27 protein-coding genes and 3 pseudogenes are annotated in these 23,898 nt (G+C 48.3%); 20 read left to right on the forward strand and 10 right to left on the reverse strand.

The window, feature by feature from the left end; translation table 11 throughout:
• Positions 1–512 precede the first annotated feature (512 nt).
• Both JOY44_RS27470 and JOY44_RS27475 read left to right on the forward strand, forming a co-directional pair.
• Positions 513–1,124, forward strand: a complete 612-nt coding sequence (locus tag JOY44_RS27470; protein WP_171576664.1) for a glutathione S-transferase family protein — start codon at positions 513–515, stop codon at positions 1,122–1,124.
• Positions 1,125–1,241: 117 nt separating this feature from the next.
• Positions 1,242–1,763 carry a chloramphenicol phosphotransferase CPT family protein gene (locus JOY44_RS27475; protein WP_171576665.1) on the forward strand — a complete coding sequence of 174 codons (522 nt, stop codon included), beginning with the start codon at positions 1,242–1,244 and terminating at the stop codon, positions 1,761–1,763.
• Between the two features lie 177 nt (positions 1,764–1,940).
• Here JOY44_RS27475 and JOY44_RS27480 read toward each other — a convergent pair whose 3' ends face one another.
• Positions 1,941–2,321: a MerR family transcriptional regulator gene (locus JOY44_RS27480; protein ID WP_171576666.1), complete on the reverse strand. Its 381-nt coding sequence runs from the start codon at positions 2,319–2,321 to the stop codon at positions 1,941–1,943.
• A gap of 102 nt (positions 2,322–2,423) precedes the next feature.
• Between JOY44_RS27480 and JOY44_RS27485 the strand changes: the two genes are divergently transcribed.
• Complete coding sequence (locus JOY44_RS27485) at positions 2,424–3,233, forward strand: SDR family oxidoreductase (protein WP_171576667.1); 810 nt, start codon at positions 2,424–2,426, stop codon at positions 3,231–3,233.
• Positions 3,234–3,242: 9 nt separating this feature from the next.
• Positions 3,243–4,223, forward strand: a complete 981-nt coding sequence (locus tag JOY44_RS27490) for an NAD-dependent epimerase/dehydratase family protein (protein WP_171576668.1) — start codon at positions 3,243–3,245, stop codon at positions 4,221–4,223.
• Positions 4,224–4,348: 125 nt separating this feature from the next.
• Here JOY44_RS27490 and JOY44_RS27495 read toward each other — a convergent pair whose 3' ends face one another.
• Positions 4,349–4,612: a hypothetical protein gene (locus JOY44_RS27495; protein ID WP_171576669.1), complete on the reverse strand. Its 264-nt coding sequence runs from the start codon at positions 4,610–4,612 to the stop codon at positions 4,349–4,351.
• A gap of 152 nt (positions 4,613–4,764) precedes the next feature.
• On the opposite strand from JOY44_RS27495, the gene JOY44_RS27500 reads away from it, so the two are divergent.
• Positions 4,765–5,244 (forward strand): MarR family winged helix-turn-helix transcriptional regulator, encoded by a 480-nt coding sequence (locus tag JOY44_RS27500; RefSeq protein WP_171576670.1) that lies wholly within the window; start codon positions 4,765–4,767, stop codon positions 5,242–5,244.
• Positions 5,245–5,385: 141 nt separating this feature from the next.
• Here JOY44_RS27500 and JOY44_RS27505 read toward each other — a convergent pair whose 3' ends face one another.
• Entirely contained in the window at positions 5,386–5,718 is a 333-nt protein-coding gene (locus JOY44_RS27505; protein ID WP_171576671.1) for a DUF4158 domain-containing protein, read from the reverse strand.
• 267 nt (positions 5,719–5,985) lie between these two features.
• Here JOY44_RS27505 and JOY44_RS27510 point away from each other — a divergent pair, with 267 nt between their 5' ends.
• On the forward strand, positions 5,986–7,644 hold the full coding sequence (locus JOY44_RS27510) for an IS1182 family transposase (RefSeq protein ID WP_171576672.1): 1,659 nt from the start codon (positions 5,986–5,988) through the stop codon (positions 7,642–7,644).
• Positions 7,645–8,276: 632 nt separating this feature from the next.
• On the opposite strand, the gene JOY44_RS27515 is transcribed toward JOY44_RS27510, so the two are convergent.
• Positions 8,277–8,861 (reverse strand): TetR/AcrR family transcriptional regulator, encoded by a 585-nt coding sequence (locus tag JOY44_RS27515; protein WP_171576753.1) that lies wholly within the window; start codon positions 8,859–8,861, stop codon positions 8,277–8,279.
• Between the two features lie 103 nt (positions 8,862–8,964).
• On the opposite strand from JOY44_RS27515, the gene JOY44_RS27520 reads away from it, so the two are divergent.
• The gene (locus tag JOY44_RS27520; protein WP_171576754.1) at positions 8,965–9,459 is read left to right on the forward strand and encodes a GNAT family N-acetyltransferase; all 495 of its coding nucleotides are present in this window, start codon (positions 8,965–8,967) and stop codon (positions 9,457–9,459) included.
• Positions 9,460–9,893: 434 nt separating this feature from the next.
• Here the strand turns inward: JOY44_RS27520 and JOY44_RS27530 are convergent, their stop codons facing one another.
• Positions 9,894–10,925, reverse strand: coding sequence for a group II intron reverse transcriptase (locus JOY44_RS27530; protein ID WP_242541918.1), 1,032 nt, complete (start codon positions 10,923–10,925; stop codon positions 9,894–9,896).
• Between the two features lie 253 nt (positions 10,926–11,178).
• Between JOY44_RS27530 and JOY44_RS27535 the strand changes: the two genes are divergently transcribed.
• The 4 genes from JOY44_RS27535 (at position 11,179) to JOY44_RS27545 (ending at position 13,123) form a co-directional block, all read left to right on the forward strand.
• Positions 11,179–11,388, forward strand: a complete 210-nt coding sequence (locus JOY44_RS27535; protein ID WP_171573166.1) for a hypothetical protein — start codon at positions 11,179–11,181, stop codon at positions 11,386–11,388.
• Positions 11,375–12,205: a recombinase family protein gene (locus tag JOY44_RS31860; RefSeq protein ID WP_197985722.1), complete on the forward strand. Its 831-nt coding sequence runs from the start codon at positions 11,375–11,377 to the stop codon at positions 12,203–12,205. The genes JOY44_RS27535 and JOY44_RS31860 overlap by 14 nt, the downstream gene beginning before the upstream one ends.
• Before the next feature lie 5 nt (positions 12,206–12,210).
• A complete protein-coding gene (locus JOY44_RS31865) occupies positions 12,211–12,690 on the forward strand; it encodes a zinc ribbon domain-containing protein (RefSeq protein WP_242541919.1) in 480 nt (159 codons plus the stop codon).
• A gap of 79 nt (positions 12,691–12,769) precedes the next feature.
• The gene (locus JOY44_RS27545; protein WP_171576673.1) at positions 12,770–13,123 is read left to right on the forward strand and encodes a hypothetical protein; all 354 of its coding nucleotides are present in this window, start codon (positions 12,770–12,772) and stop codon (positions 13,121–13,123) included.
• Here JOY44_RS27545 and JOY44_RS27550 read toward each other — a convergent pair.
• Positions 13,088–13,795 (reverse strand): annotated as a pseudogene (locus tag JOY44_RS27550) (reverse transcriptase N-terminal domain-containing protein); the annotation flags it as partial. The gene JOY44_RS27545 and the pseudogene JOY44_RS27550 sit on opposite strands and share 36 nt — an antisense overlap.
• A gap of 509 nt (positions 13,796–14,304) precedes the next feature.
• On the opposite strand from JOY44_RS27550, the gene JOY44_RS27555 reads away from it, so the two are divergent.
• On the forward strand, positions 14,305–14,604 hold the full coding sequence (locus JOY44_RS27555; RefSeq protein WP_171576674.1) for a hypothetical protein: 300 nt from the start codon (positions 14,305–14,307) through the stop codon (positions 14,602–14,604).
• Positions 14,605–15,578: 974 nt separating this feature from the next.
• Here the strand turns inward: JOY44_RS27555 and JOY44_RS27560 are convergent.
• A pseudogene (locus tag JOY44_RS27560) lies at positions 15,579–15,962 on the reverse strand (transposase); the annotation flags it as partial.
• A gap of 66 nt (positions 15,963–16,028) precedes the next feature.
• On the opposite strand from JOY44_RS27560, the gene JOY44_RS27565 reads away from it, so the two are divergent.
• Both JOY44_RS27565 and JOY44_RS27570 read left to right on the forward strand, forming a co-directional pair.
• Positions 16,029–16,436, forward strand: coding sequence for a helix-turn-helix domain-containing protein (locus JOY44_RS27565; RefSeq protein WP_171576675.1), 408 nt, complete (start codon positions 16,029–16,031; stop codon positions 16,434–16,436).
• Positions 16,418–17,050: an IS630 family transposase gene (locus JOY44_RS27570; protein WP_171576676.1), complete on the forward strand. Its 633-nt coding sequence runs from the start codon at positions 16,418–16,420 to the stop codon at positions 17,048–17,050. The genes JOY44_RS27565 and JOY44_RS27570 overlap by 19 nt, the downstream gene beginning before the upstream one ends.
• A 19-nt stretch (positions 17,051–17,069) precedes the next feature.
• On the opposite strand, the pseudogene JOY44_RS27575 reads toward JOY44_RS27570, so the two are convergent.
• Positions 17,070–18,035: pseudogene (locus JOY44_RS27575) on the reverse strand (IS1380 family transposase); the annotation flags it as partial.
• Positions 18,036–18,167: 132 nt separating this feature from the next.
• On the opposite strand from JOY44_RS27575, the gene JOY44_RS27580 reads away from it, so the two are divergent.
• The 5 genes from JOY44_RS27580 (at position 18,168) to JOY44_RS27600 (ending at position 20,912) form a co-directional block, all read left to right on the forward strand.
• Positions 18,168–18,722 carry a hypothetical protein gene (locus tag JOY44_RS27580; protein ID WP_203032198.1) on the forward strand — a complete coding sequence of 185 codons (555 nt, stop codon included), beginning with the start codon at positions 18,168–18,170 and terminating at the stop codon, positions 18,720–18,722.
• A 735-nt stretch (positions 18,723–19,457) separates the two neighbouring features.
• Positions 19,458–19,655 carry an NblA/ycf18 family protein gene (locus tag JOY44_RS27585; RefSeq protein WP_171576678.1) on the forward strand — a complete coding sequence of 66 codons (198 nt, stop codon included), beginning with the start codon at positions 19,458–19,460 and terminating at the stop codon, positions 19,653–19,655.
• A gap of 69 nt (positions 19,656–19,724) precedes the next feature.
• Positions 19,725–19,901 carry a high light inducible protein gene (locus tag JOY44_RS27590; RefSeq protein ID WP_171576679.1) on the forward strand — a complete coding sequence of 59 codons (177 nt, stop codon included), beginning with the start codon at positions 19,725–19,727 and terminating at the stop codon, positions 19,899–19,901.
• 149 nt (positions 19,902–20,050) lie between these two features.
• On the forward strand, positions 20,051–20,461 hold the full coding sequence (locus JOY44_RS27595; RefSeq protein WP_171576680.1) for a hypothetical protein: 411 nt from the start codon (positions 20,051–20,053) through the stop codon (positions 20,459–20,461).
• 73 nt (positions 20,462–20,534) lie between these two features.
• On the forward strand, positions 20,535–20,912 hold the full coding sequence (locus JOY44_RS27600; protein ID WP_171576681.1) for a rhodanese-like domain-containing protein: 378 nt from the start codon (positions 20,535–20,537) through the stop codon (positions 20,910–20,912).
• Between the two features lie 468 nt (positions 20,913–21,380).
• Here JOY44_RS27600 and JOY44_RS27605 read toward each other — a convergent pair whose 3' ends face one another.
• Together JOY44_RS27605 and JOY44_RS27610 are read right to left on the reverse strand one after the other, a co-directional pair.
• On the reverse strand, positions 21,381–22,166 hold the full coding sequence (locus JOY44_RS27605; RefSeq protein ID WP_203032199.1) for a hypothetical protein: 786 nt from the start codon (positions 22,164–22,166) through the stop codon (positions 21,381–21,383).
• Between the two features lie 433 nt (positions 22,167–22,599).
• Positions 22,600–23,229: a GNAT family N-acetyltransferase gene (locus JOY44_RS27610; protein ID WP_171576684.1), complete on the reverse strand. Its 630-nt coding sequence runs from the start codon at positions 23,227–23,229 to the stop codon at positions 22,600–22,602.
• A 363-nt stretch (positions 23,230–23,592) separates the two neighbouring features.
• Between JOY44_RS27610 and JOY44_RS27615 the strand changes: the two genes are divergently transcribed.
• Positions 23,593–23,886, forward strand: coding sequence for a hypothetical protein (locus JOY44_RS27615; RefSeq protein ID WP_171576685.1), 294 nt, complete (start codon positions 23,593–23,595; stop codon positions 23,884–23,886).
• Positions 23,887–23,898: the final 12 nt, after the last annotated feature.

Consider the following 23,898-nt stretch of genomic DNA (forward strand, 5'->3'; position numbering starts at 1 on the left):
GAAGACTGAACAGACGTTGCAGGCATACAGCTAGCAGTTTTACGCCTTAAGTCTATAGGCTGATTTTGAGTCGAAAGTGCGCCAGCCTGAGCCATAGTCAGTGTTCTCGCTTCCATATTGCGCGGGAACTTCAACCCCTTGCGGCAAATGATGATCCATAGATTCAAGACTGGCAGGGGCTTTCAGCTATCATCACATCTTTAGGACTACCGCGGAGGAAACGCTCGACCTTGTAGAGCAGTGCTTACCGAAAGTTGACCTCAAGCAGCAGCGTGAAACGTTCAATCGGCTCTATCCAAGGTGGAAGTTGCCTGTTAATGGTTAACTTAACGTCAATCAAAAACAGGCTAACCATCCCAATGCACTGGAACAAAGTCAAGGGGCTGGTGAGTTGCAGAGGCGGTCTGTGTCCGCTCATCTTCACCGTTATGCCTACCCGAACGTGTCAACCTTTACTTAGGATCAGAGGCTTTTCGTGTCGAAATGATATGTAAATTGAGCAAAGAAACCGTATGTACAAAGTTTTTGGAGACATGTTGTCAGGGAATTGCTACAAAATTAAGTTGTTGATGCAGTTTCTTGGTATTGAACATGCATGGGTTCATGTTGACATTCTTGCTGGTGAAACTCATACAGAAGAATTTAAGCAAATGAATCCAAATGCGAGAATACCAGTCATTGAATTGGGTGATGGTAAACATCTTTGGGAATCTAATGCAATTTTGAATTACTTAGCAGAAAGTACTGCTTTTCTTCCACAAGAGAAGTATAAAAGATCTCAAGTTTTGCAGTGGCAGTTTTTTGAACAGTATAGCCATGAACCCTATATTGCAACGGCAAGGTATATCAATAAGTATCTAGAATTGCCCAAAGAGCGAGAAGCAGAATATCATTCCAAGCAGGCTGGTGGTCATAAAGCACTTTCAGTAATGGAGAAACACCTTGCTGAAAATAAATTTCTCCTGGGTGACAGCGCAACTATCGCTGATATCAGCCTCTATGCATATACACATGTGGCGGATGAGGGCGGGTTTGATTTGTCTGAGTATGTGAGTATTCAGCGATGGTTCAAAGACTTTGAGAATATTCCTGGTTATATAAAGATGGCAAGGGAAAATGCATAACTACCCCAATGCAGCGGACGGGTGGAAGCTGCTAGTGCTAACTTTAAGGTTAGCCACCGCCGCTGGTTGGGAACATTATCTCGTTGCGCGGGGCATTGATGTAAACTCAGGGGCCTTATGGAACAAGGCAAAGTCATCTTTCTCAACGGGACAAGCAGTTCAGGCAAATCTACCACAGCCAAACTTTTACAGCAGCGTTTGGATGCAGCGTTTCTTCATATGCAAATGGACGACTTTTTCAATATAGTTCCCGTCCAATACAAAGACGATGTTGAAGTTTGCGGAAGGATGTTGGCTGGTTTTCATCATTCCATTTCGGCTTTAGTCCAGACAAATAACAATGTCATTGTTGACCATGTTTTGTTTCACAACGCTTGGCTAAAGGAATGTGCGGAGTTGTTACGAGACTATTATGTGTTGTTTATTGGCGTTCATTGCCCACTGCCCGAACTTGAACGTCGTGAAAAACAGAGAGAAGACAGAGGCGACGGCTGGGCGAGAGAGCAATACGAAGTCATTCATGCCGGCAAAGCTTACGACGTTGAAATAGATACCTTTGCCTCAACGCCGGAAGAATGTGTCGAGCAGATCATCGCTTTTTACATGAGTCAGCAGCCTAGCGCATTCAAGCAGTTGTAAAGTCGTCAACAGCGAGACAACAATCCCAATGCATCGGAATAAAGTCAAGGGATTGATGAGTTGCAGAGGCTGTCTGTGTCCGGTGATTGGAACCGTTAGCCCTCAAGTTACGGGTCAAGGTTGTGGTTGGATATTCATCTGTTAGTCTTCAGGGTCAAGTCAATTCTCAAGCGATCATCAAATGGTAGACACTCTTGAATTTCCTGATTCTTGGGTAATTATGTTGCGTTTGGCGATTAGGTAAGTCTTGATTTCTTCAAGTTGTCGCATTTTCTCAGTAATTTCATCAAACTTACGATCGATGACTTTCAGCTTCTCAGAGAGTGGCATCGAAACGCTTCCCCAAGTTTCAATCAGGTGTTTAATCTCATTGAGCGTGAATCCTAGAGACTTGCCTTGCGTAATAATTACGACTCGTTCCAATATCTCTGAACTGAACTCCATATAAGTTCTCGTCCCTGCTTGTCGTGCTTTCGCCTCGATCAGTCCCATTTTTTCGTAAAAACGAATCGTGTCTTTTGACAACCCTGTTTTCTTAGACAATTCACCGATCAGCATGGCAGTAACCTAAATCTTCTAAAACCCTCTTGACTGTGGAGTATACTCCATAGTTTACGCTGCTTGATATCAATATCTAGATTTCTGGAAGTTATATCAAGCATGAGCAAAACAGTTTTGATCACCGGTGCTTCAAGTGGAATTGGCGAGGCAACCGCGAAGTGTTTTCTTCAGAAAGGCTGGAATGTAGCAGCCACGATGCGATCTCCGACTAAAGCGGGCGATTGGGCAACCGCCGAAAATGTCATTTGTCCCCAGCTTGATCTCACACAGGCAGACACGATCTCAGCGGCTATCCATGAGACGCTTGAGCGGTTTGGGCAAATTGATGTGCTGGTGAATAATGCTGGATATGCATTGATGGGACCGTTGGAAGGAGTGACCCCTGAGCAATTGCATCTCCAGTTTCAGACTAATTTTTTCGGACTAGTCACCGTGATTCAAACCATTCTGCCTGTTTTACGTCAGCAGGGGGGAGGCACTATTGTCAATGTGGCATCGATCGGGGGTCGTCTTGCCTTTCCCCTAATCTCGCCTTATCACGCAACGAAATGGGCAGTAGAGGGGCTATCTGAGTCATTACGTTATGAGGTACGGCGCTTTGGCATTCAGGTGAAAATCATTGAACCGGGCGGCATTAAAACCGATTTTGTCGATCGCAGTACCAATTGGGTTAGTCATCCCGATTACACCGTGATGGTGGATCGAATGAAACGCTTTAGTAAGAGAGTAGACGCATCTTTGCCTGGACCTGAAAGGGTTGCCAGAACCATCTATCGCGCTGCAATTGATCGCTCAGGCAGACTGCGTTATTCGCCTCATGGCGAGATTTTTTTCTGGTTGCACGCCCTTCTTCCTGACCGCATCTGGCGATCGCTAATCGAAACCATGATGCTAGGACAAAATAAATAGGAGAGGTTGATGAAAGTTTTCGTCACAGGTGGTTCCGGATTTGTCGGTCGATGCATGATTCAAATGCTGTGCGATCGCGGGGATGAGGTGGTTGCTTTAGCTCGATCAGAGCAAGCTGCAAGACAAGTGACTCAGTTGGATGCAAAGGCAGTGCAAGGCGATCTGCTAGATGAACAAGCCATGATCCGAGGAATGCAAGACTGTGACGTTGTGTTCCACATTGCAGGCTTTTTAAGCATTTGGGGGAAATACAAAGCGTTCTACGAAACGAATGTGCTTGGAACTGAATGTGCGTTAGCTGCCGCACAAGCGGCAAATGTTCCTTGCTTTGTTCAAATTGGTGCAGCGGCTTCTGTGTTCGATCGCCAACCGCTATCTCAGATTGACGAATCTTATCCGCTTAAGCAACCTGAGTTCTCTCCTTACATCGCTACTAAAAGCATTGCAGAACAACGAGTTATCGCTGCAAATCGACCCGGATTTAGAACCTCTGTGGTTCGTCCTTCTTGGATTTGGGGCAAGGGAGATCATGTCTTGCCTCAGCTAGTAACAGCAGTAAAAACTGGACAATTCATTTGGATTGCTCAAGGCAAATATCCTTACATGACGACTCACGTCACCAATGTTTGTCATGGGGCAATTCTAGCGGCTGAGAGAAGTCCAGGTGGACAAGCCTACTTTTTGAGTGATGGAGATGTTGTACAGTTTCGTCAGTGGGTTACAACCTTATTACAAATTGCTGGAGTCAAACCAGGTCAATTGAGCATTCCTAGATGGGTTGCTTGGAATGTCGCTGAATTGATGGAATCAATTTGGAAAATCACGAGACGCAAAGACGTTCCACCTATCACTCGCACAATGGTTAGGTTGATTGGGCAGGAATTGACATTTACAGATCGTAAAGCACGGAAAGAACTTGGCTATACTCCAATTATGACTCGTGAGCTTGGGTTAGCAGAACTCGCAGACGCTATCTGTAAAACAGGCTAACAAATCGCTGGAGTGGAGAACCGAGTCTTCCCGTCTATCGGTTTGGTCTGCTCGACCCTGTTAAGGATGGCGATTCAAGAGAAGCGATCGCTGAGTCAGCACCACCATCCCGGCAAAGCCCCACCCTATTGCTCCTGAGGAATCACTCTTTGCAACCGACGCTCCAGGATGAGGCGATCGCGCTCCGACAGCAAACGATCTGCTGTTGGTTCAGCACTCACCCTAGCAGCTTGAACCTTTGCATCTTTGACATTTACGGTTTCAGTGGTCTGAGCATTCGTCGGCTGAGTGTTTGCTTGAGGAGCTCTTGCTTGGGGAGTGGCACTCGCAGGCGCAGCCAGCGTTGCGACTAACAAAATAGTTAAACCAGTATCAATCAGGCGTTGCATAACTGTCTCCTTTAAGGATGATTGTGTTTGATTTGATTGCTGTCGACTTGGTTGCATTTGCAACTAGATTAGTTATACTCCAATCTGATTACAAATGCAACTAGATTAAGTAGAATAGTTTCAGATGAAATTACTTGATGGAGGAGTGAGCAATGGGAACACTAGATCGTCCACCCCTGGATGAGTCTCGCAGCCGACTGTGGCGATTATTTCGCACCACGTGTGTTGTTGTCACAGAGCAGATTGAGCAAGACCTAGAGGCGGAGGGGCTACCGCCCTTAATCTGGTACAGCGTGTTATGGGCGTTGGAGCGTGCCCCGGATCATGAAATGCGCCTGCATGAATTGGCTCAGGAAGTGTTTCTCAGTCGCAGCAACATTACCCGTCTGATTGATCGCCTGGAAGATGCCGGGTTACTATGTCGCAAGCGCTGCCCCAACGATCGGCGGGGGCAATATGCCGCCCTGACAGAGGCGGGATTGGCAATGCGAAAACGGATGTGGGCAGTCTATTCTGGAGGCATTGCCAGCTACTTCACGGATCACCTCAACGATGAAGAGGTGCAACTGCTGGACACCGTGTTTGATCGTGCTCTCACCACTGCTCAAGCGGGACTAGAGGCTGGAGGTTAGGATTGCCAGTTTGAAAAAGTTAGGCACTACAACCTTTGACAAGCGAAACGATTTTCTTCACTGTTGCAATCAAGTTGAGACGTTGCCGCAGTGAGCAAAGCTAGTGCTGTGCGAAATTGCTTAGTCTCGTTCTCAATTTCCTCAAGCTCTGCGATCGCCAACTTCAGCAGCAAAACTGAATCCTCCAGCGATCGAGTAGCGCAGTTGTAAGTGGGCGCGTAGATGCTGAATGATGTCGGCTGGAATCGCTGCTGCTACAGGGAAATAGCCCAGTCGTTGAAACGCTTTGAGTAACACCAATACGCTGAGTTGTCTGCTTCTCGTGCGGGCTTGAACTTGAGCAAAGGCCACTTCAGCAGCACTTGGCGTGTACAGTGTGTCCAATTCTGTCGATGGCAGTGAAGACTTGAAAGTGGGGTTCTTTGCACAACCCCTCAAAAAGGTATAGTCCAAAACGAGATACGTGAGTCTCATGACAAGAAGGATTTTGCTCTCTTTCCTTCCTCTGGCGATGACTGGATGAGCAAAGAACTTCATACCAGGTCTTCTGCTGTTTCATAAGGTCTAAGGCTTTGTGAGAAAGGCAATTTGAGACATGAATTGAGACGCATCGATCGCTAGGTCTCGAAAGGTATACAACACTGTTGGCGAACTCCAGAAGTAGCAAAAAATCGGTAAGCTGAGGCTAATCTATCACTGATAGGAAGTACGATCGCAAAGCGCTTCCTAAGGAAAATCGCCATGTCCCTAAAGCCTCAGCCGGACTCATTAGTGCCCGCCGATACGCTGCGAGTTGCCAAAGCCGCGTTTGCCAAAGGCAATCCATACCTGACGCTACACGATGAACTCGGCCCTATCTTTGAAGATGCCGACTTCACCGAGCTGTTCTCAGAGGTTGGACAGTCGGCCATTCCACCGTGGCGGTTGGCGTTAGTAACCATCATGCAGTTCCGCGAAAATCTATCAGATCGCCAAGCGGCTGAAGCTGTGCGCTCCCGTATCGACTGGAAGTATTTGCTACGGCTAGAACTGACCGACACCGGGTTCAACTACAGCGTGCTGAGCGAATTTCGAGGCCGGTTGCTAGCAGGCAACGTCGAACACCTGTTGCTAGATAAACTGCTGGAGCGCTGCCGAGAATTGGGGCTAGTCAAAGCCGGTGGTCAGCAACGTACTGATTCGACGCGAGTGCTGGGTGCAATCCGCAGCCTGAACCGTTTAGAAGTCGTTGGTGAAACGTTACGCGCTGCTCTGAATGATCTAGCCGTACTAGCCCCCGAGTGGTTGCAACGGATCGCACCTGAAGCCTGGTATCAACGCTACGGGCGGCGCATCGAAGACTACCACCTGCCGTCAAAACCATCAGAGCGCACTGCCTATGCTCAGCAGGTCGGCGAAGACGGTGACTACTTGCTCAACTGTCTAGCCGACTCAGCCATCGCTGCTGAAGGTCAGGCACTACCGACTGTTCAAGCGCTGGTCACCCTCTGGCAATATCACTACATACGCATTGACGACGAGGGTGGCTCAAGCCTGCGTTGGAAAAGCAACCAGGAGATGACCAAAAAGACGCCCACTATCGAATCACCCTACGACACAGAAGTCCGCTATCGTCGCCGTTGTGGGACGACTTGGGTGGGCTACATCGCACACCTGAGCGAAACCTGCAACGACGACGCTTGTCATCTCATTACCCACGTTGTCACCACCGATGCGAGTGGTCACGAAGCCCAATCTATCGAAGGGATTCACGGCGCTCTGATGACCAAGCAACTACGACCAGACGAGCACTATGTTTATGCCGCCTACGTAGATGCGATACTACTTGCAAGTGCCCAAGAGCAAGGCATCGAAACCATTGGGCCACCCCGACCAAACCCTAGTTGGCAGACGCGAACCGAAGGCGCTTACACCGTAGAGCAGTTTCAGATTGACTGGGACAATAAACAGGTGACCTGCCCTGAAGGTAAAACCTCCAGTCCCTGGACAGAGCACGTGCGAGCGTCAGGCGACCCTTACTTGTTTGCCCGGTTCAGCCATCAAGACTGCGGGGACTGCGAGGCGCGTCATCGATGCACCAAAGCGAAGCCACCAGCAGGTAGAACGCTGCACCTGCTACCGCAAGCCGCACACGATGCATTGGCCAGAGCGAGAGCGATCCAGGAAACTGATGAAGGGCAGAAGCGCTACCACCGCCGTGCCGGTATCGAGAGCACGATAGCGCAGGGCATCAAAAGCTGCGGCCTACGTCGTTCTCGATATATCGGCCTAGCAAAAACGCACTTACAGAACATGGCGATTGGCGCTGCGATGAACATCGACCGTCTATTCAACTGGTTTCAGGGCGTTCCGTTAGCAAAAACTAGAGTCTCCCACTTTAAGGCGTTAGCGCCTGCCTAACCTAGCTGTCAAAGCGTTTCGGAAAAAGTCAATCTATAGAAACAACAGAAAAGATCACAACTTTCGGAGGCAAGCAAATGGTCTTCGGACTTACTTTGCTGTCTGGGGTAATTAGTAGAGTGTCACCACCGCAAATGTAGACCAATGGCCTTGCTACCTGAGCTGACTCAGCAGGGTCTTGAGCATCGGCGAAGGAGTTCGCCAACAGTGTCGCATACCTTCTGAGACGTTCCTGGGTAAGAAAGAGCACTGACGCGGCAATCACCATGCAGACAGGCGACGGCGCAGCAAATCGCCAGAAGCTTTGACATAAGAGTGTTTTAACAGTAATTAGATTGCTAAAAACATACTAAGACTTAATCGTCTCAAAGTGGACTATACCTTTTTGAGGGGTTGTGCAAAGAACCCCCATTTGTACTGCCAGTGCTCGTTTCAGTTCACGAGGGTCAGGATTGCTTTGAATAAACTTAGCAAGTTCTTCCATACACAGCTTAACGATGCCAACTATAGTCCTTATCCAACAACCATTCTACCTTTATCCTTTTTGACAAATGATTTAGGACTGCTATATCTTTAAAGGCTTAAACTATTGAAGTCTGGCTGACTGACACATCTTGTCAGATGAGGGGTGTTTAGGATAATGCTCGTAAAGCATGGATATGTTGATGCACAAGATATCGTTGTTGCTCTGCTGAAAACTGCTCAGGGCAGATCACAACTCCAGTGCCAATGCCATCCACTAGAGCGATGAGTGCATTTGCTTCAAGGATCAAATCTAAATCGGCTCGGATCAGCTTAGCCGCCTGTAACTCAGCCAACTCTTGATAAAGAATTTGCCGAATGTGATCATAGCGTTTTTGATGCTGCTGAATCAGGTGATCGTGCCCGATTGAGTAGCCCAAAAATGCGATCCAAACTTTCCAATCATCCCTACCACTGTCTTCCAAAGGTAGAGCAGCAAAAATCATTTGCTCTAATCGGTCGCGTCCCTGTCGCTTCCCAGCACAAGCTCTCATGTACTCTAAAGTGGTTTCAACCACTTGTTCTAGAGCAAATAAGATGAGTTCTTCCTTATCTCGGAAGTAGTGAGTGACAACTCCAGTGGAAGAACCCAGTTCTTGCGCGATCGCCCGCATACTGGCGCGATCCAACCCTTCTCGAACAATCACTCGCCATGCCGCTTGAGCCACTTCAATACGGCGATCGTCATACCCCATAGCATTCCTCAGTTCGCAGCCATACATCGCAGCTATCTTGACTTACATCATAACAGTTGTTATGTTTCTGTATGACATAACAACTGTTATCATTTTTGCCCTTATGATTAGACTGAGCAAGCCCAATGACATGGCTGCGATACTGTCCATCGCCGAGGCGATCGGTTTTCAGCCAGGTGAACTGGAGGTGGTGAATCAACTGCTGACCGATTATTTTACTGATGGTGACGGTCGTGATCCTCTACAAAACGTTAACACCCAACGGTTCTGGCTCACCCATGACCAAGACAACGATGGGAGCATCGGAGTGGCTTACTGTGAACCGGAACGGATGACGGATCAAACTTGGAATCTGCAGCTGATCGCGGTTCACCCCGCTCACCAGGGACAGGGACACGGTGGCAAGCTATTGCGCCATGTCGAAGAAACGTTGAAAGCGCGTGGTGGACGAATGCTGCTGGTGGAAACCTTAGCGAGCTTCGATTTAGTACAAAAGTTTTATGTAAAGTATGGCTACGAAGAAGAGGCACGGATTCGTGACTTTTATGCAGCAGGTGATGACAAGGTTGTGTTCCGTAAAGTATTGACTGTAAACTAGCAAACGACTTCAGCGATCGCGCTCCATCAAGCCTAGCAGCCACTTACCAGGCTGCTTTTTAATTCATTGTCGAAGAGTCAGCAGACTCGATTCCTAAAATGTGCGCTCTAATTCCTGCCGCTGTCTCTTCAGATAGTCCAGGCTTGACCCTACGCACATCGCCTTTTGGCAGTACTCCTTTGAAGCTGTCGCCAATCCGCTCTCTAGCTGCACGAATTTCATCAGCGGTGACCTGCACTAAATGATGGGGAATGATGCCAGCAGCAGCGAACGTCTTAGCCGCCTCCAGAAATCCATCGGCTTACCGAGAACACGTTTGATCGCCCATCGGGGAGTGTCAGGGCAAATCTTACGAACTGTCTCTTTGCTTTCAGTTGTGCCGTTTGCATTTTGCTTTCGCTCGATTGCGCCCTTGTATAGCAATAGAGTTAAACTCAGCGGAGCAGTCCCCCACTCCGCTGGTCTTCAGAACCGTGCATGAGACTCGTCGCCTCACACGGCTCCTCAACCGTTTGGTGCTTATCACGCAGACTTCGGTGCAATTGGTCATGGCAATGTCGATGCAGTAGCGCCAGATTGTTCTGTTTGTAGGTGGCAGAGTTGCCGTCCACATGGTGAACTTCCATCAGATCCTCTGACTGAAAATACAACCCACACGATTGACACTTTCCTGCTTGAGCCGCCAACAGTTTGACAACCGTTGGTTTAATGGTCGGGAAAGTGCCTGTTCGTTGACTCCAATAGACCCAATCACCATCATACGGGCTTCGACTACTTTGAACCTTAATGTGACGTCGAATTGGCGTCGATTCATGCTTGCGAAGCGGCGTTGCTTTGTCGCCTGGAGGGGCAAACAGCCATCCCTTGCCTTCTCTTAATCGCCAGTATTTGTAGGCGATCCAGTGTCGGTTCTTGTGGGGATGACGACGGTAAGACCAAGCCCGTAATTTGTGATAGAGTTGGCAGTCCATTGCACTGAAGACTGCTTTACTGCATACGGTGCTGTAGTAGTTCGACCAGCCACGGATGACCGGATTGAGATGGGTTATCAGTTGCGCTTGAGTTGCGGAACGATGCCCCCTGACAATCTGCCTCAATCGTTGACCGTGTCGAATTTGTGCAGCCTTGCTTGGTTTGATGAAGGTCTTAAAGCCTTGCTTGGAATGGGTTTTCCCTACCCGATATTGTCGAATAGAGTATCCCAAGAAGTCGAATCCCACATCGCCGTTGATAGTCTCTAGCGTGTGAGTAATCCGAGTTTTGCTGGGCTTTAGTTCCAAACCCATGCCTGACAACCACTTACTGAGAACCTGCTGACTCGCCTGAATCACGGTAAGATCAGGGTGAAGAACCACCAGATCATCGGCATACTGAACTAGCATTGGACGTTGATTGCCCTTAAATGCGTTGTTCAATGTTGATGCCATTCCGTGAAGCGCCACATTTGCCAGCAGGGGGGAGAGCACGCCCTGTACAATGTTGCAAACACCTCCCTAAAGTTTTTAATTTCGATTTCCAGAGAGAAACTGCGCCCTGATTATGGAGATGGCTTTCAGGGTGCCCCCTTGCATTTCATTTAAGCTCAAACTTCCCAGAACTACTGACAATGATAGGTTTCGAGATATCTTGGTATCCCGTTGGTGGAGGAGCCAAACTTTTGAATGTGCATTTTTCCTAAAGTGGCTTTAACCCCTTCTTCTCACTTTGAGGGAAGCCACCATGAATCAGCCCAACCCGAAGCGAAAACGGATATTGGAGGTTCGCGCTAGCTTTGAAGTTTCCCGACTCTCCCCTGAGTACCTTGCCAGTGCTTATGAACAGATTTTGCCCCCTGTACGGCGCGTCGCTTCAATGCCAAAACAAGCATCCGTTATCGATATCAATGCTATAGAAAAACGAATTGGAGAAGAGAATTATGAACAGTCATGATATTCAAGTGGCGATCTATGCGCGTGTCTCTTCAGAACAACAAGTGTCCTCTCATACGATTGAGAGTCAACTATCAATATTGCGGGAAAAGATCACGGCTGATGGATGTGTCTTACAACCCGATTTGCAATTTATTGATGAAGGTTATAGTGGTGCGACACTCTTGCGTCCAGCTCTGGAACAACTGCGTGATCTGGCAGCGACAGGCAGCATCGACCGACTTTACATTCATTCCCCAGATCGCTTGGCTCGCAAATATGCCTATCAAGTCTTGCTCCTGGATGAACTGCAACGAGCTGGGGTGGAAATTGTGTTTCTCAATCGGGCTTTAGGCGACTCTCCCGAGGATGACCTGTTACTGCAAGTTCAAGGCATGGTGGCGGAATATGAACGAGCCAAAATCCTAGAACGAAGCCGCCGTGGGAAGCGCCATGCTGCTCGTTCAGGTTCTGTCAATCCGCTATCCGGTGCGCCTTATGGCTATCACTACATTGATACCCAACAAGGCAATGGGCAAGCGCGTTATGAAGTCCATCCTGAACAGGCACCAGTCGTGCGCCAAATTTTCGATTGGATAGGGCGAGAACAGGCAACGATTGGCGAAGCCTGTCGCCGCCTCCAGCAAGCGGACATTCCCTCACCCAAGGGTAAGCCTGTCTGGGATCGTTCCACCATCTGGGGAATGCTGAACAATCCAGCCTATAAAGGCACGCGATCGGGACAAAGCGACCGCGCTTACGCCCAGGTCGTAGACAGTCGCCCTTTCCTCGTCAAGATTATTCGATCTACGACAAAGACCCGCAGCAGTGGATTTTGATTCCGGTGCCCGCGTTGATTGACGAAGCCTTGTTTGAAGCCGTGCAACAACAGTTGCAGGAGAATCGCCAACGCGCCCGCCAAAGTCAAAGAGGCGCAAAATATCTCCTGCAAGGACTCTTAGTTTGTCAGCAGTGTGGCTACGCTTATTACGGTAAACCTGTCAGTCACAAAGCGGCGAAAGGCAAGGTTCGAGAGTATGCTTACTACCGCTGTATTGGCACCGATGCTTATCGCTTTGGCGGAGATCGCATTTGCAGCAATTTGCAAGTCCGCACTGATTTGCTGGAAATGGCAGTATGGCAGCAGGTGCAGGCGTTACTAGAGAATCCGCAGCGACTGACTCAGGAGTATACCCGTCGAGCACAAGCGCCCAAACAGGGACAACACCTTACCGCATTGGAAACGCAATTGACCAAACTGCGACGCGGACTGGAGCGCCTGATTGATATAGCTGTCGCCGGGTGTGTTAGGACAGATTGGTGATGAACATCAACACCCGTGAGCTTTGTGAATTGACCCTTGTCCTAAGTCTTCCGTCCGTTGCTATAGTTATGCTGAGGGGGTGATTCACAAAGCTGAGTTTGAGCCGCGCATCACTCAGATGCGAGTCCGGATCGCCGCCTTAGAAACTCAGATCGCGCAAGCAACCTCAGAAATGACCCGCCAACAAGAGCTTCGGCTGATCATTGGCCGATTAAAAGACTTTGCCACTCAAGTAAAAACTGGATTAGAACAGTTGGATTGGCAACAGCGCCGGGACATTATTCGCACCTTGGTCAAGCGGGTAGAAATTGACAAAGATCAGGTCAATGTCGTCTTCAGAGTCGAACCCCTTTCACCTGTGCCTGACTCTGATAAAGATTGTTTGCAACATTGTACAGGGCGTGAGGGGACCGCCTTGAGCGATACCTTCTGAAGTGGGATAAAGAGTTTCCCCATCCATACTCCCGCTTTCTAACCAAGCCCGAATTTGTCTTGTCAGACTGGGAAAGGTTTTGAGTTTTCTCAACAGAGCAGTTTGATTGATGCGCTCGAAGCATTTCTGAATATCCGCATCGAGCACGAATTTCGGCTTCTGCTTGATTGCCAGAAAGATCGCTCCAATCGCATCTCGGCATGAGCGTCCGGGTCGATAGCCATAGTTGTTTGGCTCCAAGTGTGCTTCCCATTCCGGTTCCAATGCGAGTTTGACCAATGCTTGCAAGGCACGGTCGTGCATGGTGGGAATGCTCAGCGGTCTTTGCTCCGTTTTACTACCAGGTTTTGGAATGTAAACTCGGCGCACTGGTGCCGCTTTGTCTCCCAGTTGTAGATCTTGGGTCAGTTGTAACCGCTGCTTGGGTGAGAGCGACGCTAAGCCGTCGATACCTGCGGTTTTCTTGCCCTTGTTATCTTGCGTGACTCGTCGAACCGCGAGACACTTGGCTGACCAGGACTTCATCAATAATCTCTGGAGTCGGTGGACTGCCTTGACATCTCCACGACACGAAGCTCGATATATCCGGGTTTGGAGCTTAAAGACCTGACGCTGGATGCGTTTCCAGGGTAGGTCTTTCCATTCATACATCGGTTGAAAAACCGTGTTCATGACATTTGCACTCTGACTGTCAGCTATATCTTCCAAACGGTCGTGCCTCTGTCTGCATATCCTTTGGCTTTCCCAAAGGCATTGGCTTTTGAGGCAATCCTGCCCACCGTGCCGCTTGCGGTTGACTCCCTACTCAAGCCATCGACCGGATCTTGAGAGCAAACACAGGGGTTATTTCGTTCCTAACTTCCGTTTGTCGCTGAAGGAAGGTTCCTACTTCCCGCCGGGTTTATAGAGGATGCATTCAGGTCAGAATTTTGGCTGCCTGACTCCTTACCTTTCCCATTTTGGGCAAGCCTTGGAAGTTGGAGACAAAGCTCCATCGCCCTCTCAGCAAGGGTTTCAGATTTGGAGAAAACTTTTATTAATTCTTAACGATTTTGTCACAAAATCGGAGGTGCTACGCCAGAGCCTCTCTAGGCTTTTGTTTATAACCAATTCTTTTTGTGACAGTACTGGCAAGGTTGATGCTGTAGGTTTCACTGTCACAAAAACAAGGAGATAATTTTATGGGATCTGCAAAACGTGGGGGAACCAGAGCGGGCGGTGGACGTCCTTCGCCTTGGCGGCATCAGCCAACCCGTACCATTCGCATTCCGCAGATCTTTGAAGCCATTCTGCTAGAGATTGCTCAGAATCTGGATCAGTCTTCTGAAGACGTGTTGGTGGTTGATCTCAAGTCTCTAGCGATCACGAAGCAGACCAAAAAGGAGCAGGTTAACCTGCTGAAAATACCGATCTACAAACATTCATCTGCCAAAGTCGTCAGGCTAGAAGACCTAGCCCGTGTCTTTCAAGAGCTTCTCTAGCAATAACTGCGCTAGAAAGCAATTCCTACGATGTCATTTAAAACATTGCATTTAAGGACCAGCGGGCGCATTTGAACAGGAAGTTACGGTCTTGGCTAGAATCCTTATCGGGGTTAAATGAGTAGTCGTACAGAAAATCACGCTAAGGCTATTTCCCTCTATCTGCTGTTCCCGTAACGACCGGCTTAAAAACAAAGCTCAAGACGTTGTCGATGGCATGACGGCATTGATAAGTGGAGCCAATCAGTTAAAAAACGTATTACACAGAGCTTGGACTTGTTTTGGACTAAGTAGTACAGCCAAGAGGCAGATTGCAAACGTAATCTCACGGGTTACAGGTGGCTGAAACCCTGATGCTCTGGATGACTCATTGCGAAACGAGCAATGAGTCATCCACTAGAAAGAAGATGAGCAAAAGTTATCAATCAAGCCCCACCATCCTTCCCTCGCAACTGCTTCTGTTCATCCACTGTGTCTAAAACAGGCAAGATCACAGGCTGGACCTTCCACCAAGAAGAGGTTTCAGCCGATGTGATACTTAATTGCCAAGAACAGTGTCATACCCCTCTTACCGACGTAAGTTCGATGAGGAAGTATACGATAGCAACCGTTTGGTTAAAATCTCCAACTTTTTCCGCTCTCGCGAACTATTGCTTAGTACTCTGAAAACCTTGAATTCTCGTTGTTTTCCGACTGAAACCGATTGAGTTTTGTAAATTAAACAACGACAGAATGGGTCGCTTAGACATAAAGAAACAATTCGCAAACAGTATCGTATGTCGGCTCGATCCCTCATTGCTCTAGCCTGCATTATTCATGAGTAGTGACAAAAACAGATCGACTCAGGCAGGCAAAGAGTGCAACCAAGAACTGGGGAGTGAAGAGTGAACAAAACGCCGTAAATACGATTGCAAACAGCAAAAACAGCCCTAAAAACCACTGACAGACACACTAATCCTATCTGAGTCTAAAATCTAGCCCAAAATCAGCGCCTGTGAGGAGACTAATCGTTGAGTAATCTGACGGAGTTCATAAGCAAATGGACAATAAGCGGCCAACTCTACTAACACCCGTCGGGCTGAAACTCTGACTCTAGCAGCCCCTTTGATCAGCATGGCTTGCAACCGTGGGACTTGGGCGGTGGCAAATTGAGTGCCTGCGGCAGCATGGCGAATCGTCAGCAGCAGGATGTAAGCGGCTTGAGCGAGCAGCAGACGAAACTGGTTGGCGATGAAGGTGTGGCAACTGAGGCGGTCGGCTTGAATGCCGAGCTTCAACTCTTTGATCCGATGTTCACTGTCGGCTCCCCGCTGCACATAGAAGTCGTCGTACACCTGATGTGCGGGTTCTTCCAAGTTATAGCAATCGAGGGTTTAGTTAAGACATAATTATAGAGATATATTTACTCATTTCCCCCTCCAGTTATGCCTAGTCCCTACAGCGATGACCTGCGTCAAAAAGTGCTCGATGCCATTGACAGTGGATACCGTAAAAGTCACATCAGTCGCCTGTTTAACCTCAGCCGCAACACCATCGACTTATGGCTCAAACGACGGGAGGAAACCGGGTCACTCAGTGCTATTTGCGATTACCAACGGGGACCTCAAGGCAAGATCGCCGACTTAGAGCAGTTTCGAGCCTTTGCGGCTGAGCATGGACATCTGACACAGAAGGGAATGGCAGCACAGTGGCATGAACCGATTAGTGACCATGCCATCAGCAAAGCGCTGAGGCGGATTGGTTTCACTCGCAAAAAAAGAGCTATGGCTATCAAGAGCGGGATGCAGCGCAACGGCAAGCCTTCCTCGCTCAATTGCAAGCGTATTGCGTAGAACAACTGGTTTACGTAGACGAAGCAGGGGTGGATGACACCGAAGACTATGCCTATGGCTGGTGTGCTCAATCTGAGCGGTTTGAAGCGTTGAAATTAGGGCACCGCACCCAGCGCATTAGCATGATCGCTGCTTGGTGTAATCGTCAAGTGGTGGCCCCGCTGACCTTCACAGGCTACTGCGATACAACGTTGGTGGAGACCTGGGTGCAGCAGTGTCTGGTGGGGCAATTACAGCCAGGGCAAGTCGTCGTGATGGATAAGCGCATTAGCATGATCGCTGCTTGGTGTAATCGTCAAGTGGTGGCCCCGCTGACCTTCACAGGCTACTGCGATACAACGTTGGTGGAGACCTGGGTGCAGCAGTGTCTGGTGGGGCAATTACAGCCAGGGCAAGTCGTCGTGATGGATAATGCCAGCTTTCACAAATCAACGTTGATTCGCGAGTTGATTGAGCAAGCCGGCTGTACACTCCTATTTTTGCCGCCTTATTCCCCAGACTTGAACAAGATCGAAAAGTTTTGGGCGCGTCTCAAGCATTACCTTCGCAAGACGTTGAATCAGTTTCAGAACCTTTGGGATGCGGTTGATAATGCCTTCAGACAATTGTCCTAACCTTCCACTCGACTGCTATAGTGAGCACAAAGCGCGGGTTCGCTCCTTTGGGCAACCATTCAGCCTTCATCACCAACCGTCGAGGTTCATCCCAACTGGCAGCGGCATAGTAGACATCATCAAACAACCGCGCCTTCTCGCCAGTCTTGAGATATTGCAACCGCGCCCGTTCTAGGAGGTCAGCAATTTTGCGCTCAGTCACCGCATTGCGAGCAAAGCCAACCGCATAGCCGACCTTGGAGCGTTCACACACCCGCAAGATTTCGACCAAAGCAAAGCCTGCATCGGCTCTCAAGATGATACGAACATCTGGAAACGCCCGCTTTAAGCGCCAGAACAGCCAGCGCAAAATGCCGGCCACCCCTTTGCCGGAGTGACTATTGCCTGCCCTCAACTGCAATACTACCGGGTAGCCGCTCTTCGCTTCGTTGATTAAGACCGGAAAGTACATGTGCTGCCCATAGTAGCCGTGAAAACAACTCAACTGCTGATGCCCGTGCGTCGGGTCATCCCACCCATCGATGTCCAACACGATTTCTTCGGGCGCCTGCCGATATTGCTTGATAAAGCCATCCACCATCCGACTTCGCATCCGCGAAACTTCTCCCTTGCTGATATGGTTCTCTAGGCGAGTCATGGTGGGTTGACTCGCTAGGTGCGCTTGATGGGCTAGCGGCAATCGGTCACAGGCAAGTTTATAAATAGGGTCATGGCGCAGTTGGTTGCTATCGTTGGCATCTTCGTACCCGCCGACAAGTTGATATACTCGTTGACTCACTAACTGCTGTAGGCTATGCGTAATTTTGTTGGGGTCGCGCCACTCCTCGATGCAGTCGGCAATTCCTTGGCAAACCTGCCTCTGTTGTTCGGCTTGTCGAGCCAGCAAAATCCCCGCATCCGAACTTAGTTCCAGGTCGGAAAAACGAACCACTAGAGACCGATGGGAATAAAAATCGTAGGGCAGGTCTGAATTACACTCTGTCATGGCAGAATAAGAGCACTAAAAATTCTAGAGAGCTTGATTCTATTCGGTTTCAAGCTCTTTTTCTTATCCTTCTTTTACCTCTTCGTGAATAATCCAGGCTAGTCTAAAAGTACTTTTGCGTAGGTCCTGTTGATGAAACATTCCGATCACTGGCTATGCGGCATCATTGTGGCTGGCATCATGCTAACGGCTCTGCCGGATCGCGCCCGAGCGAGTGGCCGCTACGTCCTCAATCAAACCCCACAGACGATCGAGCGTTATTTTGGCCGCTACTGGACGCGCCTTACCCGCACCGAAAACGGCGTGAAACGCGTTACCTACACCTACTCTCCAAGAGGATTGCAGCGGATTTTTCCAAATACGCGCGTTGATCGCTTTGCGATTACGTTTGTAGAGAATCGGTCGCAGTCAATCAGCGTTGCCATTACAGGCTCTCCCGACGAGCTGAGCTTCACCTACAATCGAGCCGACTCCTCCCGCCTCTACGAGTACATCTTTGGCTACCGGCCTCCAATCCGGCAGCAGCTTTCCTCTCGCTTCACGGGTAACACAACCATTTACGACTACGAAGACTGTTTAGGCGATGGTATTGCGACTCGCTACACGCTGGGCGGTGCCGCACAATTCCTGCTCAGTGGGGCTGAGCTTCGCTATAACGAGCGCTGCGAACCGCCTTACACACGCTGAGTTTCAAGTTTGCGAAAGGTGGAGAGCGCTGCGAGCAGCATCGGCTCGATCTCAATCTCACGCCTCACCGCAAGCGTTACAGCGATGATGTCATCGCTTTCAAATAAATCCCTCTGCCGTTGGAAAATGCTATTCCTCTACCAATCAAATTGGACGCACAGCAATTGAAGTAAGGCTTTCCAGCCCATCTTGCACTTTTTGGGTCGTATGTCGGCTCAACCCCAACTAGACCAAATTATATAGCGGTTTTCTGTCGGATGAGGTACGGGCAGAATAATAGAGAGCAAGGGTTTGAGCCTTTAGTTTGTACCTCACAGGAGCCGGAAACGCTATATATAGAGAAATATTTGCGGAGGCAGAAAGCCTCGCGGATTTGCGCCGCTGTTTTATTGAAGGGGATATGGCATCTGGGACGCTCTCGAAAGAAGTTGGTGACAACCCTCATTCCAGGCTTCCAGGTGGCTAATGACCGAATCGTTGTCGTATGCCTATTCAAGGGGACTCTCACCTTCAAAAGAATCGACACTATAAGATTTTCCGAATGTCAAATTATGTAAATAATTTGTTATATTAATTTACATAGCGCAATATACCGCTTTGGGTGTTGTTCCTAGTTGACAGTCCGAGAGCTTACGCAATAAGCGTAACGAGCCGTTTCACTCCAGAATAAATTGCAAGACGGTTAGATTACATCAGGTTCGCAGTTCTACCCAAATCAGTTTACAGGAGGCACATGTGAATCAGGCGAGCGAACTCACCCTAGAGCAAGAATTCAGCATCAGACTTTTTGCAGATCAAGTCCAAGGGATGTCTCATAAACAAGCTCAAGATTTTTTGGTTGAGCAGTATCGGCTCATGATGATTCAGGAAACCCTGTATCAGAGTCTACTGAAACACGAGTGGAAGTTAGATTTAGATCCTGCTTCTATCTAAAACAGAAAGTAAGCTTCACTTTTCATAGTTGATTTACTTTTCACACCCACCTAGTTTGAAGCACTTATCATGACAAGTCCCACAAAAACCATCTCTGCTTCTAACACTCGCAACGGTTGGGCTTGGGGATTTACTCCTCAGGCTGAGAGTTGGAATGGTCGTTTTGCAATGATTGGTTTTGCATCTGTTCTTCTAATCGAAGCATTTTCTGGTCAGGGTACTCTTCACTTCTGGAATTTGTTGTAAGCCAGCGGATTAATTTGTAGGTTGGCTGAGCAAAACGCGTTTTGCTGTAGTTTACCAGTCATCACTGATCGCTGAGTTTTTCACCGTCATTTAATCCGAGTTTAGAGAAAGCTTTCTTCAAGTAAATTTGAGTTCGATAAAGGATTTCTATGACCACGCGCTCACGTATCAAGAACCGTAATGTGCTGAATTTTGCTGTTTTCAGTTCATCCTTTAATCAGTTTCTGGGCTTGCTACGCCGTACGTTTCTGATGGGCTTGCTGATTAGTTTAATTTGGCTACCAGGACTATCGATTAATCCGGCACTCGCTATCTCTAATGTTGACGTTGCTGCTACTGAAAAAGCTGCTTCTCAAATGGTTAATGCCGCTGCCAAAGGCGATCGCTTAAGTGCCTTAATTAATTGCTTACCCACACAGCTCAGTCAACCTAGCCTTAAGCAAGCTTTGAGCGAAATGGGCAACGACCAAATTGAGAGAGCTTTGAACCTCAAGGCTACCCCTAAGCTCAGTCAAGCAGAAGTCGATTTGGCGAGTTGCCTAGATCGTAAATCAGCGTAGATTGCGTCTTAATCTACAGCTTTGTTCATAACAGCTACAGCATTCTGACCGTACCCTTTACCCTAGGTGAAATATGGCTGGTTTTTTTGGATCTATTCTTATCCCCGAAGCTATTCAGGATAAATCTAGCGTTGATGCTCTGAAGAACCGATTGGATTGGGGAGAACCTGCTTTGACTATTATTGATGTCAGAAATAGAAACGCTTTTAACGCTAGACGAATTATGGGCGCGATCTCGATGCCCATTGAGGAACTTGTTGATCGTGCCCGTGCCAGCCTTGAATTGGTTCGGGATATTTACGTTTACGGTGACACAGATGAGCAAACGGCTGAAGCCGCATCTAAACTGCGGCAAGCCGGATATCAACATGTTGCCGAACTGATGGGTGGTCTAAAAGCCTGGAAGTCAGCTAAATACCCAATTGAAGAGGTTCCAGCGATTAGCGTTTGATTTGATTCAATCTGATTAGCGATCGATTTGCTCTTGCCTCCTGTTTAATGTGAGTTGGCAAGAGCTTTTTATTCAGTGGGTTTGTGGATCTAGAATTAAAGTTTGATGTCGTAGTCCACCCAATTACCCCAGAACTGAACCACTATGCGCTGAAAATGCATAGGTTCCTGAAGGGCTGAAAGCCTAAGTTATCCCTCTTGAATCACTTTCGGAAAAGCAAATTTAATCAAAAATGCTGAAGATTCTATACGGCTTGAGTCTTAGCATACGCAGCTTATTTCCGATATTTCAAAACATTTGACAATGAAGCGTATATACCAGACAGCAGTCGGTGAAAGACTTTCAGCGTTTTGCCTGGATTTTACTTTAACTAGAGTGACATATGAGGGTTAAGGTCGTATGCCGCCACTCATCTTTGCCGTTATGAACGCAATCGCCGACCTGCATTCATGAGGCGCACCCGTGATTTTAGCGGAAGGTCTGTTCTTGCACAAAAGTTCCATCTGCTGTCACCACAACGTAGCGATATTGTTGTGGAGCACTTTGCCAAAAACGCTGTAGTAAGGATTGGCTGTAACCCACAGGAGCATTCACTTCAAAGTAACCCTGTTCGGGTACCCAGGCAATCCACCAGTTGTTTGCCGCCTGTTCATACCCGATCGCATTCCAAAATTTCAGCCGAGTTGCTCGCTCTGGTGCGGCTGCAATTGGGAACCGTACCTTTCGCCACGCAGGACGACCGACATTCCGCAATTCTGCTTCTAGCTCTGACCGAGGAGTGAAGAATTCAGCAAAATTGTAGTAATGCGAATATCTCGCTTTCTCGGTTAACGTCGTCATATTATGACAGGCAGAAGCCTGGTAAATCATGCGTTGATCATTGGCATAGATTGTATAAGGTCCAATTAGTACCGCTCCGCTGAGTGCTTGTTCTTCTGCGGGCGTTAACGTATAGCCAAAGATTGCATCAATCACCTGCTGCTTTTGTGATCCTGTTAAGCGATCAAAGGCTGGAGTAAGTGCAACGCGATCGCCAACCAGAGTGCCCAATGGACGGGCCTGTCCCCAAGGATAAGTGGTTTGCTGTTGTAACTGCTGCCACTGACGCTCCATTGCGGGCTGCATCTGTTCCACTGACGCCAGTACTTCAGCACAGTTTGCGAGGGCTGGTGCCATTTTGAACAGATTTGCTGCTGCTAACATCAAGCTTAAAACTGTAACCGATGACCAAAATCGAAAGTTTAGTTTGAGCATCAGTTGAAATCCCTCATAGGCATTGTGCCGCGATCCGTGTCAAAGTTTATCATAGAGGTGTTAAAGCCTTATATAGAAAGGATTTCGGCGTTTGACTCAAAACAGGGCTAATTTTGTTGGTTAGTTGCGCCATAGGCCGAAGCGCAACGGTAGAATGCGGTTTTCAGGCGACGAATGAAGGGTAAATCAGGTGGTGTACTAGCTGTTTTCCAATTTCCAGTAGTACAGCGTCTAAAAGTAGTCCAAACCTCTACTAACCAGTGCTTTCAGCGATCACAGTTAAAGACCAAAGAGCTAGAGTGCTCATTCAGTCTACATTTCAGGCGATTATAATAAACTTTCGCACGCTTCGCGGCTCGATTCCGCTCAACAGCACCCTTCGGACGCTGTATTCTCCGGAAGCAGCTTGCTGTGGAGAATTGACCCGAAGAGATTAAAGAATTTTTTGCTCCATCGCGTCAAATGCCTCAACCCTGGCTGCTGCCGCTTTACTCGTTGGGTAATCTTCTGCAAACAGCGACCAAACCATCGAGTCTCGTTTGCATCCCTGATGATCTTCTTCTCGCTGCCGCAGGGTTGCTTCATGAGTAAAGCCCAATTTGCGTGGAACCGCTGCGCTTGCAAGGTTGGTTGAAGCGCAGTGAATTTCTACTCGCATCACCTGGTTCACCTCAAAGGCAACTTTAGTCAATGCCGCTGCCGCCTCGGTTGCTAACCCGTGATTGATGTGATGGGCATCAATCCAGTACCCAATCTCTAGCGCATCGTCGTAGCTGTCTGTATGCAGCCCGATTGCTCCCAGCACTTGCGTTTCGTCAAGATTGAAGATGCCATAGTTAAAGTTCTGTCCCAAGTCAAACTCGCCACGAGATTGCCTGAGCCAGCCCACTCGCTGCTGCAAATCTTTGGGTTCCTCCCGCGCCCACGGTAGCCAGACTTTAAGATGGTCTAAACTTTGGGCGATCGTGGTTGATAACAACGGTGCATCTGCTGGATTCCAACAGCGGATAACCAGTCGTCCAGTCTGAATTCGATAGGCTGGACTGAGATGTTCTACTGGCATAATAGTTGGACCTGCTGCTGAACCTGGTAAGGGTCTCTACAGCAAACCCCGTTCCCAATCCAGACGCTGATGCAAATTACGACCCTAAGTTCTGATCAGGCAGTAAACATAAAATCAATGTGCTCTTTGAAGAAATGTGTCAAAGATCAGTTGAATTTGTAAAGAAATGTTGCTATTCTCTGTCTATAGGGGGATTGACTCGCAGTCAAAGTCCAAAATTAGTTTCCAGGATTAGTTTTTCCCTTTGAACAAGCATTATCAGGACAAAACGATTTAGAGCAGTAGCCGCATCAGTTCGCTATAGGTCGATGATGCTGCAAAGCTCTCTGATTGCTTGTTTCAACTATAGCTAGGAAAACACAAATGTCGGTCCTTACGATTTCATCTACTACTGCTCTAGAATCTGCTCCTCGCATGATCCCGGAACAACAAATCACTCTATTCAAGTTCTACATGGATCAGTCTATGCAAGATGGAGTGACCTATGGCAAGGAACTGTATCAGCTAGCAAGACAGTTTGTTGCAAGCGATCGATTAGAGGCTTATCGCTACGGATGTGAGCTGCTTGGACAAGGTGTTCCAACCCTGATTAGCGTCTCGAAACAGCGGTATATCGTGTGGACTGGCTTACGGAGACCTTTAGCTGTTCCACAGTGATTGCAAATTCAA

The sequence above is a fragment of the Leptolyngbya sp. Cla-17 genome (assembly GCF_016807185.1).
Lineage (GTDB): Bacteria > Cyanobacteriota > Cyanobacteriia > Leptolyngbyales > Leptolyngbyaceae > ULC077BIN1.